This is a genomic window from Bacteroides xylanisolvens (assembly GCF_018289135.1).
GTDB classification, from domain to species: Bacteria; Bacteroidota; Bacteroidia; order Bacteroidales; family Bacteroidaceae; genus Bacteroides; species Bacteroides xylanisolvens.
In genome coordinates this window covers 4,692,890-4,705,531 of record NZ_CP072216.1, presented here as the reverse complement: position 1 = coordinate 4,705,531, position 12,642 = coordinate 4,692,890, and the positions used below count along the sequence as shown (strand labels likewise).

Below are 12,642 nucleotides of genomic sequence, written 5' to 3'. Positions count from 1 at the left end.
GTTTATGACATCAACAAATGATCGTATCTTACCTCTATCTATTTCAAGTTTTTCTCTACCTGTCCAAGAAGCGAACCGGCGCCATATCCGGACCATACATCCTGGATTTTTCCATCAGGAGCAATCAAGACATAATGAGGGATTCCCCGTACCTGATAGTTTAGGGCAAGACCGGTACGTCCTTTACGAAGTTCGTTCCACTGGTTACCGCCTATTCCTTTCGTCTTGATATACTCTTTCCAACGTGCTTTCGGGTCCTCACTAATACTAATCACAGTCATTTTATCCTTGTACAGATCCATCACCTTCTCCATTTCGGGTATCGACTCCACGCAAGGACCACACCCGCTACTCCAGAAATCGAGTAAGATGAATTTTCCTTTGAACTCGGAAATATGACGGAGAGAATCATTCGCATCATATAGGTCTCCATCCACCATCATATCTCCAACTCCTACGGTAGCGGGAGGATAAACATAGGCTGTAATCTCCTGTCCGTCACCTGTTTGTTTATCAGCTTCGGACATTCGGGCATAGAGTTTTTTCACCTCTTCTTCATAAGGCATGATGGTTTTATATTTCATCATGGAAGCAAAAAACAGTAACCTGTCCATCCACACCGGGGAGACGGGAGCTTCTTCCATGTATTCCATTTCCTTTTTCCAGATTTCCTGCTGCAACGGCATTGACAGTTTCCGGATAGAATCTATCTTGGCCCACGCCTGACTTTCAAACTCCCGGTCGCCCGGATGGTCAATGAACATCATCCGTTGCCAGTCATATTCCGCTGCCATGTATTGCATCAGTTCTTTCTGTTGAGCCATCGCGCAAGCCATAAAGCGGTTTTCTTCCTGCTGTTCCGGCACATCACTTACTACTTCCCATGTTTTCACTAGTTTGTCCTGTCCCTTGATTTCGATGTATTCCCCCGGTGCGATCCACACTTCCAGCCATGTACCCGGGAAGCCCCGGTTATCAGACATAATCAGCATTTTCCGTGTGGTAGAAACCGTGTCGCGGAAAGAGAACTGTCCATTCATAAGCGTATCTCTCAAGACACAGTTGAGAATATTTCCGTCTTCTTCATACAGGCCGATCACAATGCTGTCGGGAAGATTGGCCAATTCGCCCTGAATCAAATATTCATTGGCGGCAACTGACGCTTTACGATTAAATGTACAATGACACATCACCATACAAACTATTGCCAATAAGGCCGGAGTGATTATATATTTTCTCATCATATATTCGATTTATCAGTGAGATACCCCCTCATCAATGAATCAGATAGGTATCTTCATCAATGAACGATGTCAGATATCGGAATCCGTTTATAGAGCTTCCCGGAAGATTTCTCCTACCGTAGGATGCGGGAAAACAATCTTTTTCCATTGCGCTGCCGTCAATCCGAGCTCAATGGCAGTGCCCGCAAGAGTGATAATCTCCGAAGCCGGATTTCCCAACACATGAGCGCCAATCACCCGCTGCTGTTCATCCAGCAATACTTTGCAGACTCCGTTCACGCCTTCATTCTCCGCCACAAAACGGCCGGAGTAAGCCATCGGAAGTTTGATAACCTGATAATTGATTCCTTTCGTTGAGGCCGACTCCTCCGTTTCACCCACTCCAGCAATCTCCGGATTGGTATAGACTACGCCCGGAATAGCCCGATAACTCATGGCATCTTCCTTTCCCAAGATGGAATGTACGGCAACTTCCGCTTCACGAACAGCCGTATGGGCGAGCAAAGAGAATCCTGTCAGGTCACCACAAACATACACGTCCGGCACAGAAGTCTGCATCTTTTCATTAACTCTGATAGCACCACGCTCCGTCTGCTCCAAATTCAGGTTTTCGAGCCCGAAACCTTTCGTCACCGGGCGACGGCCGACACTCATCAACAGCTTCTCTGCAATGACACTGCCGTTTCCCTCCGCGTTCTCATAAGAAACAACAGCCCCTTCTTCCGTTTGCGACAAGCCGACCACTCTCGTACTAAGCAGGAATTTAATACCTCGTTTTGTATATTCTGCACGGAGCAAAGCGGAAAGCTCCTTATCCATTCCACCCAGGATTTCGTCCATCATCTCAACCACCGTCACCTGTACTCCCAAACTATTGAAGAACGACGCAAACTCCATACCGATTACCCCGCCACCAACAATAGCCAAAGAAGCCGGCAATTCTTTACTGTCCAAAGCATCTCTGTGCGTCCAGTAGTTCACCGCGTCCACTCCCGGAATAGGAGGAATAAAGGTTTCCGAACCCGTACATAATATCAGATTCTCTCCTTCGTAAGTCTCTTCCCCGCAGCGAACCGTATTTTTATCAATGATCTGCGCTTCTCCCGATACGATTGTAACATTGTTGGCAGTCAGCTTCGCTTTCACTCCCAGCACCAGTTTACGCACTACCTTACTTTTACGCGCTATTATCTTAGGCAAATCGAAAGAGACTTCCGGGATATTGACTGCATACTTTGATGCATGTTTTGCACTGTCATAAGTCTTTGCCGAATACAACAATGTTTTCGTAGGAATACAGCCTTCGTTCAGACAGACGCCACCCAGACTATTCTTTTCGATAAGCAATACGCTCAAACCACCTTTACCGGCAGCTTCGGCAGCCGTATATCCCGCAGGACCGCCACCGATGATAATCACTTGATATTTCATAGTATATAATCAGTTACTCTTTTATCTTCTTTTCAAACATTCTCTTTTCGAGTAGTTCTGCAAATTCCTGTTCCTTGACAGGCATCACCGAAACAAACTTCCCTTTTCCGTATTCTATCAAGATATAATCCGTCACCGAGAAACTACCGAACTTCATGGAATGGTATTTCCTGACTGTGGTGATTTCGGAAAGCGGAATAACCTTCTTACGAATAAAACGGCCGCGTGAAACCTCCAGGTTACCGTCTGTAGTCAACGTATAAGTAGTATGTATAATCTGTTCGATCACTACAATCAGCATCAGCATAAACAGTACCGCTACCAAGATATATTTGCACCACAATGCGCCAACAGCATTTACAGTAAGCACCACCAACAGGAAATATTGGTACCAGGCGATGCGAGCATGAAAAATTCGATTCATTTTGTCAGATTTTTGCCTGCAAGGTAGCAATTTTATGAATTAGTGACAACGAAAAGTACAACGAAGTAACTTATTTTGTAGCTTTGCGGTGAGAAATAACAAGATTATGGTAAGAAAATTCGATTTCCTCGTTATCGGTTCCGGAATTGCCGGTATGAGTTTTGCGCTGAAAGTGGCGCACAAAGGTAAAGTTGCTCTTATCTGTAAAAGTGGGCTGGAAGAAGCCAATACGTACTTCGCCCAGGGAGGTGTAGCCTCCGTCACCAACCTTCTGGTGGATAATTTCGACAAGCACATTGAAGACACAATGATTGCCGGCGATTGGATCAGTAACCGTGCCGCAGTAGAAAAGGTAGTGCGCGAAGCTCCCGCACAAATTGAAGAACTGATTAAGTGGGGAGTGGATTTTGACAAAAACGAGAAAGGCGAATTTGACTTGCACCGCGAAGGCGGACACTCGGAGTTCCGTATTCTTCACCATAAAGACAATACAGGAGCAGAAATTCAAGACAGCCTGATTAAAGCCGTACAACGCCATCCGAATATCACGGTCATCGAAAACCAGTTTGCCATTGAAATCCTGACACAGCATCACCTGGGAGTGACTGTAACCCGCCAGACACCGGACATCAAATGTTATGGTGCTTATATCCTCGATCCGAAAACGGGAAAAGTAGATACCTATCTTGCTAAAGTGACGCTAATGGCTACCGGTGGAGTAGGAGCCGTTTATAAAACAACCACTAACCCGCTAGTCGCTACCGGAGACGGTATCGCCATGGTTTACCGTGCCAAAGGTACGGTGAAGGATATGGAGTTTGTACAATTCCACCCTACCGCCCTGTATCATCCGGGAGACCGCCCTTCTTTCCTGATAACGGAAGCAATGCGTGGTTACGGAGGCGTACTGCGCACCATGGACGGAAAAGAGTTCATGCAGAAATATGATCCCCGTCTTTCGCTCGCTCCCCGTGACATCGTGGCACGCGCCATCGACAACGAGATGAAGAACCGTGGAGACGACCATGTATATCTGGACGTCACCCACAAAGATCCCGAAGAAACAAAGAAACACTTCCCCAATATCTACGAGAAATGTCTTAGCCTGGGCATCGACATCACTAAAGATTATATCCCGGTAGCCCCGGCCGCCCACTATCTCTGCGGAGGTATTCTTGTCGACCTGGACGGACAATCTTCCATCGAACGCCTTTATGCCGTGGGAGAATGTTCGTGCACCGGATTGCATGGTGGAAACCGTCTGGCTTCCAACTCATTGATAGAAGCAGTGGTATATGCCGACGCTGCCGCCAAGCACAGTCTGCAAGCGGTTGATCAGTATTCTTATAATGAAGATATTCCCGAATGGAATGACGAAGGAACCCGCTCTCCGGAAGAAATGGTGCTCATTACGCAAAGTATGAAGGAAGTGAATCAAATTATGAGTACATACGTAGGCATCGTCCGCAGTGACCTCCGTCTGAAACGTGCCTGGGACAGACTCGATATTATCTACGAAGAGACTGAAAGCCTGTTCAAACGTAGCGTAGCGTCCAGAGAAATCTGCGAATTGCGTAATATGGTGAATGTGGGTTATCTGATTATGCGCCAAGCAATGGAGCGTAAGGAAAGCCGCGGATTACATTATACGATAGATTATCCACACGTGAAGAAATGATTATGAAAACATTGATTCGGACCTTTATTCTTTTCTTCTGCATAACGGGACTAGCTTCCTGCTATGCAGGTATTCCACTGAAAAGCGGAAAATCAGAAAATAACCAGACTTATGAAGTCAGTTATCTGTTCGAGCACGACGGAGTGAAAGTATACCGTTTTCTCGATCTGGGAAACTATGTGTATTTCACGACCCGGGGAGATGTAACCAGTATCAAGAATGATTCAACAAGAAAAAGGACAATTACTATTTATAAAGACAGTATACCAAACCGATAACGAAAAGAAGCTGTCTAACAATTTTTTTTTAACGGCTTCACCTCTATCAAACAAACTCTGACAGATTATATACGATAGATTATCCATACGTGAAGAAATAGGATTTACAGTATCATTTTTATTAAAAAGAAAAAACAAGAGGCTTCCTCAAATTATATTTTTGAGTTTGGCCTCTTATTTTTTTATCTTTATATGTTTCTTTTGCACTCCTCAAAGAAACTATACTATACACTTATGAGAATATAATACACTTCAACGAAGTGCACATCCATCTATAAATCAAGCTTTTAAATAGTACAGCATATAAATACGAATATCCCTGCCTCTTCTAAAATCATTCCCCAATATCATCCTCTTAAAAACATGTTCTTGAGCATGTGTACACCTCTTTGAGAATATAGTAAACGCTTTCCTGTCTTTCATCTCATACTTTTGTTCACAGAAATAATCACTAATCGAAATATTATGGATATAGCTAAAAGATGTGAGCAGAACCCCCTACTGGCTCCAAAAGATTTAAAAGCGGGAATCAACGGAATGGAAATTACATGTTTGTTAAATCCCGGAGTTTTCAAATATCAAGGCAAAATTTGGTTACTTTTGCGCGTCGCAGAAAGACCTATACAGAAAGAAGGAATTATCAGTTTTCCTATATATAATGAAAAAGGAAAAATAGAAGTGGTTTCGTTTTTAAAGAATGATCCCGATTTAGATGCTTCAGACCCACGCGTTATCGGTTACAAAGGAAAGAATTATCTGACCACGATGTCTTACTTACGATTGGTTTCAAGTACCGACGGTATTCACTTCAAAGATGAACCGGAATTTCCACCTATTTTCGGAAAAGGAGAGCTGGAAGCATTCGGTATTGAGGATTGCCGTGTTGCAACAACCAAAGATGGTTTTTACCTTACTTTCACAGAAGTATCGTCGGTAGCTGTAGGGGTTGGACTGATTCACACCAATGATTGGAAAAACTATACACGGCATGGAATGATATTCCCACCGCATAACAAAGATTGTGCATTATTCGAACAGAAGATAGGTGACAAGTATTTCGCTCTTCATCGCCCGAGCAGTCCCGAACTTGGCGGCAATTATATATGGTTGGCAGAATCGCCCGACCGCTTGCATTGGGGAAACCACAAATGTGTGGCAACCACTCGTGACGGAATGTGGGATTGCGCACGTGTAGGGGCAGGGGCAGCTCCAATAAAGACAGAAGAAGGCTGGCTGGAGATTTATCATGGAGCCGATTTTAATCACCGTTATTGCTTGGGGGCTTTATTACTCGATTTAAATGCCCCTTCAAAAGTGATTGCAAGAAGCGAAGAACCGATCATGGAACCTATCGCCGCTTATGAGCAAACAGGTTTCTTCGGAAATGTAGTTTTCACTAATGGGCATTTGGTGGACGGCGATACGATAACCATGTATTATGGAGCAAGCGATGAAGTGATTTGTAAGGCAGAGCTTTCCATTTCAGAGATATTAAACGTATTAAAACAGACACAAAAGAAGTAATGAATAAACTGAAAAAAGAATATCTGTTCTTTAAGCAACAGGAACCTAACATGAGAACACTGTTGGTTACCAATATGCTTTATGCATTGGTACTACCGATAGTAGAAATCTTTGTGGGAGCCTATATCATGAGGAACACGAGCGATCCGGTGATGGTTGCTTTTTATCAGCTGGCAATGTATATAGGCATCATTACTACCTCTCTTGTTAACGGTTATCTGCTAAAGAAATACAGTGTGAAGACGCTTTATTCGGTAGGAATCCTGGTAAGTGGCATTTCCATGTTCGGTATGATGACCATCAAGTCACTTGGCTTCATCGAACTTGGTCTAGCCGGCTTTTTAATGGGAGCAGCTTCTGGTTTCTTCTGGACCAACCGATACCTGCTGGCTCTCTATAATACCAACGACAACAGCCGTAACTATTTCTTCGGACTAGAGTCTTTCTTCTTTTCTATTACCTCCATCGGTGTTCCTTTAATTATAGGCGCATTTATCAGCCAGATAGATGGAAAAGAAGTTTTCGGATTCCTCTTCAATATCAATACCTCTTACTGTGTAGTTACGATGGCAGCAGTAGTCATTACCGTTATCGCCTGCATGACACTGTGGAAAGGTAAATTCGAGAACCCCAAAGAAACAAACTTCCTCTATTTCCGCTTCAACATACTTTGGAAAAAGATGCTGTGGCTAGCCGGATTGAAAGGAATGGTTCAAGGTTTTTTAGTAACAGCACCAGCTATATTGGTATTGAAGCTGGTAGGAGATGAAGGAGCGTTAGGATTGATTCAGGGAGTTAGCGGGGCACTGACCGCTGTCCTGGTGTATGTATTAGGACGTATGGCCCGCCCGCAAGACCGTTTGAAAATCTTTGTAGGAGGATTAATCGTATTCTTTGTCGGTACACTATTCAACGGTATTCTCTTCTCTGCTACAGGAGTGATCCTTTTCGTCCTTTGCAAAGTGATATTCCAGCCTTTGTTCGACCTGGCTTACTTCCCCATTATGATGAGAACAATTGATGCAGTTGCAAAGATTGAGAATAGAAACGAATATGCATATATCCTAAGCCATGAGTTCGGCCTTTTCCTTGGAAGAGCTTTCGGTTTACTACTGTTTATCTTCCTTGCTTATTGTGTATCGCAGGATTTTGCATTGAAATATGCGCTGGTGATTGTTGCCGGATTACAATTAGCGGCATATCCTTTAGCTAAGAATATTACTAATCAAACTGATACTATTGAACATGAAAATGACAAGTAAAGGTGTTTTTGTACTTATGACCGTTTGTCTCCTGGCATCTTGCTCGGGCAACGGAAATAACTTTGGTGAAAAGGTAAAGCAGGTTTCCATCCATAGGGTAGACTCTATGCCTGATATGCCTGAAACTTATAAAATGCTGGACTGGAAACAAAAAGCCCAAAAGTATGACCAGTTTATCTTTGACTGGAATAATAAAAGCGAAGTCGGACCATTAATCTGGTTAGATGACGCCCGCAGAAATATGGACCAGACTACATTTGGCTTATATACTGCCATTAAAGATATTCGTCAGGGAAAGAATGCCAATAACGGAGAGTTCCATGAAAGTCTGAACTCATTGGCAGCTATTCTTGGTGCCGGCCTTGTAGGGATTGACAAGACGAATCAAGATGGATATAACTATGTAAAAATGGTGCAGAATTATTTCAATTCTGATAACGGCTGGAATATAGTCATGAACAATACGACTCCGTCAGTAGCCCTTTTAGGAGGAGGCTATGGCCGCGACTGGTGGTATGATGTATTACCCAATGCCTTATATTATGCTATTTGCGATGTTTTCCCCAATGTAGACGGGGCAGAGAAGATACAAAAAAGTATTGCAGAGCAGTTTGTTAAAGCAGATTCTGTATTGAATGGAAATTACGACTATTCTTATTTTGACTATGCACAAATGAAAGGAATGGTTAATAATATTCCATTGCAACAAGACGCCGCCGGTGGGCATGCTTATGTATTGTTGTGTGCTTATCATAAGTTTGGTGATCCACGTTATCTGCAACATAGTAAAAGTGCCATCGAAGCCCTGCTTGCCCAGAAAGAAAGCCGTTTTTACGAGGCTCTTTTACCACTCGGAGTGTATACGGCAGCCTATTTGAATGCAATAGAGGGGGCTAACTATGATGTAGCCAAACTTCTTGATTGGGTATTTGACGGATGTAAAAGCCCTGCAGGAAGAACCGGTTGGGGAATTATTGTAGGAAAATGGGGTGATTATGATGTAAGTGGTCTGCAAGGAAGTATCACAGACGGCGGAGGATATGCATTCCTTATGAACAGTATCAAACCCGCCTGGCCTTTCATTCCGATGGTGAAATATCAGCCTCAATATGCAAAGGCTATCGGCAAGTGGATGTTGAACAATGCAAGTGCATGTCGTTTGTTCTATCCGGGGGAAATAGATGAAGCACATCAATGGGCTCCGGAATTGAAGGACATTACTTATGATAATGTTTCTTATGAAGGTTTACGAAAAACGGATGACTATGGAAAAGCATCATTAAAAGGGGTTAATCCGGTTGCAATCGGCGATGGTCCCAAATGGATAAAAGGTAATCCGACGGAGAGCATGTTCAGCGTTTACAGTTCTTCTCCTGTTGGTATTTTAGGGGCCATTGTTTGTCAAACGAATGTGGAGGGTATCCTCCGGCTGGATTGTAATGTCACAGACTTCTATACAGAGAAACCTTATCCGGTCTATCTCTATTATAACCCTCATAAAGAGACCAAAACCATTACTTATCAAGCTACCCAACCATGCGATTTGTTTGATATTGTTGCCAAAGAATATATAGCAAAAAATATAAAGACAAATGGCTCCGTTGAGATCCCGGCCAATGACGCAAGAGTAATTGTGGAACTTCCCGCCGGAACAGAATTAGAACTGAAAGATGGTAAGATTATTGCGAATAAACAAAATATCATTTCATATAATTAAATCTAAGTGTATAAACTATGAGTAAGCATTTATTATTCATTCTTATTCTTGCTGTTTGCACAAATGTCTTTGCACAGCAAACCAAGAGTATTTCGGGTGTGGTATACGACAGTAATACCGGAGAGGCTTTAATTGGAGTTTCTGTTCTTGAAGTGGGAACGACCAATGGTACTATCACTGATTTTGACGGTAAATATACATTAAAAGTATCGTCAAATAAAGTTTCATTCTCGTATGTCGGTTTTAAAACTGAAATTGTAAACGTAACAAATAGCGGAACGTACAATGTAAATCTAGTGTCCGATAATGAATTGGATGAGGTTGTGGTTATTGGTTACGGTACTCAAAGAAAGAGTGACCTTACCGGTGCTTTGGCTTCTATAAGTAGTAAGGATATTAAGAACTATGCAGTATCTAATGCATCCGAACTACTAACAGGTAAGGCAGCCGGCGTATTTGTTGCCGCCAGTTCCGGCCAGCCGGGATCGGATGCAGTGATCCGCGTGAGAGGTTTAGGGACCGTCAATGACAACAATCCATTGTATGTAGTTGATGGACAGTTCATGGATAACATCAGCAGCCTGAATCCATCTGATATTGAACGTATGGAAGTATTAAAAGATGCTTCAGCCTGCGCTATCTATGGTTCGAGAGGTTCTAATGGAGTAATCCTCATTACTACCAAGGGAGGGGTGAAAGGTGAAACGACTGTAACATTAGATGCTTATGTAGGTGTAAAAAACAGTTATAAAGCATTGAACATGATGAACAGCGACCAATACTACAACTTCATCATGAAAGCGTATGAAAATGATGCAAGCTTTCAAAACTCAATGAAGGATAAGTTTACCAATCAGTATCAGAAAGGTTATAATACCAACTGGTGGAATGAAGTAACCCGTACAGCTTTCAACCAGAACTATAATCTAAGCATCCGTAAGGGGACAGATAATTCGAGATCTTCTTTAAGTTTAGGATATGTAGACGATCAGGGTGCAATCATCACTACTGAATTCAAGAGACTTTCACTTAAAGCGAATCTTGAATATGATATTAACAAATTTATCACTGTTGGCGCCAATGTCAATCTGGCAAAGATAAGAAAACGTGACGCAGGAGCAATTCCTTCATTCGATTTCATTCAAAAAGCTGATCCTTTTACCCCTGTTATCAGCCCGTTGGTAGATCCGTCTTCTGAAAATTACGAATATAACAAATATGCGCCTACCGAGTGGTCTTACGACCCTAATCCGGTAGCCATGCTCGAACTTCCTAATAGATACAATGACATATTCAATGTATTTGGTAATGTGTTTGCCCAAATCAAATTGTATAAAGGATTGAGCTATCGGGTACAGTATAGTTTCGAAAGATACCATGATACTTTCAAAGACTTCCGTCCTGTCTATTCGTCTACTTTTTCGGAAGATAACTTAGCGAATCAGGAAAGTAAATATAATAAAGAAACTCAATTGAATAATAATAGCGCTGTTACTTCTAATTATCAAGTGGAACAACGCCTTAATTACAACACGACAATAGGCAGGCATAAACTGGATGCAATGGTTGCCATGACTTATGAGAAGAACAGTAGCGAAGGCATTAATGCATTTAAGAGAAAGGCTTTAGGTAACGATGAAATCTATCAGATACTTGATGCACAAACAGCTGGAGATAACACCTCGGGAGGTAAAGAAACATCTTCTATGTTGTCGTACCTGGGACGTATCAACTATGTATATGATGACAGATACCTTGCTACAGTCAATTTCCGTGCCGACGGTTCTTCAAGATTTGCCAAACGTAACCGTTGGGGCTATTTCCCATCAGTTTCATTAGGTTGGAGAGTGAGCAATGAAGAATTCTTCAAGAACCTGAACATTGAAAATACAATTTCCAATTTAAAACTGCGTGTAGGCTGGGGACAGAATGGTAACCAACGAATTGATAGAGACGCGCCTCTTACGTTGATTGGCACCAATAATGAGAATCAGTGGTACTTTGGAAACGGGTACTCACAAGGTTACGTCCCGACTTATGTGGGAAATGCAGATATTAAATGGGAAACCAGCCAGCAAACCAATGTCGGTTTAGATATGTCTTTCTTTAAAAACAGCCTTGATGTAAGTATGGACTTTTATGTAAAGAAAACAAGTGACATGTTGCTCAATATGCCTATTCCTTCTTTTGGCGCCTTCCCTAACAGCCCCTTCTTTAATGCGGGAGACTTGAAGAATACCGGTTTCGAAATAGTAGTCAACTACCGTAACCAGATAGGAAAAGACTTTAATTACAATGTAGGGCTGAACATGTCTACTTATAAGACAGAGGTAACCAAACTTACATCGGAATATTTGAGTGGAAACACTAGCCGTACGTATGTAGGAGGTCCTATCGGACGTTTCTGGGGGTACAAACAAATAGGAATATTCCAGAATCAGGAAGAGATAGACAATTATGTGGATAAGAATGGTACCAAGATTCAACCTAATGCACAACCGGGTGATTTCAAGTTTGCCAAATTAGGAGAATCAGGCGAATTGAACGATGATGATGACCGTACTTTTATCGGTGATCCTAATCCGGACCTCATTTATGGTTTCAACTTAGGATTTAGTTATAAGAACTTTGATGTAAGCATGGCATTCCAAGGAACTATTGGAAATGACATCTGGAACGTTGCTAAAGGAAGCCTTGCTTCAGCAGGACGCCAGAATGCATTGGCGGATGCTTACACAAAAGCATGGACAAAAGACGGGGATTTGGATGCTGTATATCCACGCATAACCAACTCTGACTCTAACAACAATATGAGAGGTTCTTCTTTCTATGTGGAGAATGGTTCTTACCTGCGTTTACAGAATATGCAAATAGGTTATACATTGCCGAGTCACATTTGCCAGAAGAGCAAACTGTTTTCAAGTTGTAGATTCTATGTGAGCGGTCAGAATATATTTACTTTAACCGGTTATTCCGGACTTGATCCGGAACTGGGTATCAATAACCCATTGGATATGGGAGTGGATACTACACGTTATCCGTCTTCACGTACATTCACTTTTGGAGTTAATTTGCAATTTTAAA

The 12,642-nt window shown here is 42.4% G+C and carries 9 protein-coding genes; 6 read left to right on the top strand and 3 right to left on the bottom strand.

Translation table 11 applies throughout. The features are described 5' to 3' along the window. Positions 1-38 precede the first annotated feature (38 nt). The 3 genes from INE92_RS19615 to INE92_RS19605 form a co-directional block, all read right to left on the bottom strand. The gene (locus INE92_RS19615) at positions 39-1,241 is read right to left on the bottom strand and encodes a TlpA disulfide reductase family protein (protein WP_008641523.1); all 1,203 of its coding nucleotides are present in this window, start codon (positions 1,239-1,241) and stop codon (positions 39-41) included. Positions 1,242-1,331: 90 nt separating this feature from the next. Continuing rightward, positions 1,332-2,675 carry a dihydrolipoyl dehydrogenase gene (lpdA, locus tag INE92_RS19610; RefSeq protein ID WP_015531944.1) on the bottom strand — a complete coding sequence of 448 codons (1,344 nt, stop codon included), beginning with the start codon at positions 2,673-2,675 and terminating at the stop codon, positions 1,332-1,334. 13 nt (positions 2,676-2,688) lie between these two features. Continuing rightward, positions 2,689-3,099, bottom strand: a complete 411-nt coding sequence (locus tag INE92_RS19605) for a PH domain-containing protein (RefSeq protein ID WP_004298836.1) — start codon at positions 3,097-3,099, stop codon at positions 2,689-2,691. A gap of 106 nt (positions 3,100-3,205) precedes the next feature. Between INE92_RS19605 and nadB the strand changes: the two genes are divergently transcribed. The 6 genes from nadB to INE92_RS19575 all read left to right on the top strand — a co-directional run bounded on the left by nadB (position 3,206) and on the right by INE92_RS19575 (position 12,641). Then, positions 3,206-4,777, top strand: coding sequence for an L-aspartate oxidase (nadB, locus tag INE92_RS19600; RefSeq protein WP_008641519.1), 1,572 nt, complete (start codon positions 3,206-3,208; stop codon positions 4,775-4,777). 2 nt (positions 4,778-4,779) lie between these two features. After that, complete coding sequence (locus tag INE92_RS19595; protein WP_004312856.1) at positions 4,780-5,055, top strand: DUF4884 domain-containing protein; 276 nt, start codon at positions 4,780-4,782, stop codon at positions 5,053-5,055. Between the two features lie 465 nt (positions 5,056-5,520). Then, positions 5,521-6,579, top strand: coding sequence for a glycoside hydrolase family 130 protein (locus INE92_RS19590; RefSeq protein WP_195436340.1), 1,059 nt, complete (start codon positions 5,521-5,523; stop codon positions 6,577-6,579). Then, positions 6,579-7,841 carry an MFS transporter gene (locus INE92_RS19585; protein ID WP_015531942.1) on the top strand — a complete coding sequence of 421 codons (1,263 nt, stop codon included), beginning with the start codon at positions 6,579-6,581 and terminating at the stop codon, positions 7,839-7,841. Before INE92_RS19590 ends, INE92_RS19585 begins: the two co-directional genes overlap by 1 nt. Further along, positions 7,825-9,558, top strand: coding sequence for a glycoside hydrolase family protein (locus INE92_RS19580; RefSeq protein WP_211421233.1), 1,734 nt, complete (start codon positions 7,825-7,827; stop codon positions 9,556-9,558). Before INE92_RS19585 ends, INE92_RS19580 begins: the two co-directional genes overlap by 17 nt. Before the next feature lie 17 nt (positions 9,559-9,575). Continuing rightward, on the top strand, positions 9,576-12,641 hold the full coding sequence (locus INE92_RS19575) for a SusC/RagA family TonB-linked outer membrane protein (RefSeq protein WP_004298825.1): 3,066 nt from the start codon (positions 9,576-9,578) through the stop codon (positions 12,639-12,641). The last annotated feature ends 1 nt before the right edge of the window (position 12,642 follow it).

Excerpts from the sequence above, each read along its gene's own strand:
- INE92_RS19615 (WP_008641523.1), bottom strand. The coding sequence starts at position 1,241 with ATGAGAAAATATATAATCACTCCGGCCTTATTGGCAATAGTTTGTATG.
- lpdA (WP_015531944.1), bottom strand. The coding sequence starts at position 2,675 with ATGAAATATCAAGTGATTATCATCGGTGGCGGTCCTGCGGGATATACG.
- INE92_RS19605 (WP_004298836.1), bottom strand. The coding sequence starts at position 3,099 with ATGAATCGAATTTTTCATGCTCGCATCGCCTGGTACCAATATTTCCTG.
- nadB (WP_008641519.1), top strand. The coding sequence starts at position 3,206 with ATGGTAAGAAAATTCGATTTCCTCGTTATCGGTTCCGGAATTGCCGGT.
- INE92_RS19595 (WP_004312856.1), top strand. The coding sequence starts at position 4,780 with ATGAAAACATTGATTCGGACCTTTATTCTTTTCTTCTGCATAACGGGA.
- INE92_RS19590 (WP_195436340.1), top strand. The coding sequence starts at position 5,521 with ATGGATATAGCTAAAAGATGTGAGCAGAACCCCCTACTGGCTCCAAAA.
- INE92_RS19585 (WP_015531942.1), top strand. The coding sequence starts at position 6,579 with ATGAATAAACTGAAAAAAGAATATCTGTTCTTTAAGCAACAGGAACCT.
- INE92_RS19580 (WP_211421233.1), top strand. The coding sequence starts at position 7,825 with ATGAAAATGACAAGTAAAGGTGTTTTTGTACTTATGACCGTTTGTCTC.
- INE92_RS19575 (WP_004298825.1), top strand. The coding sequence starts at position 9,576 with ATGAGTAAGCATTTATTATTCATTCTTATTCTTGCTGTTTGCACAAAT.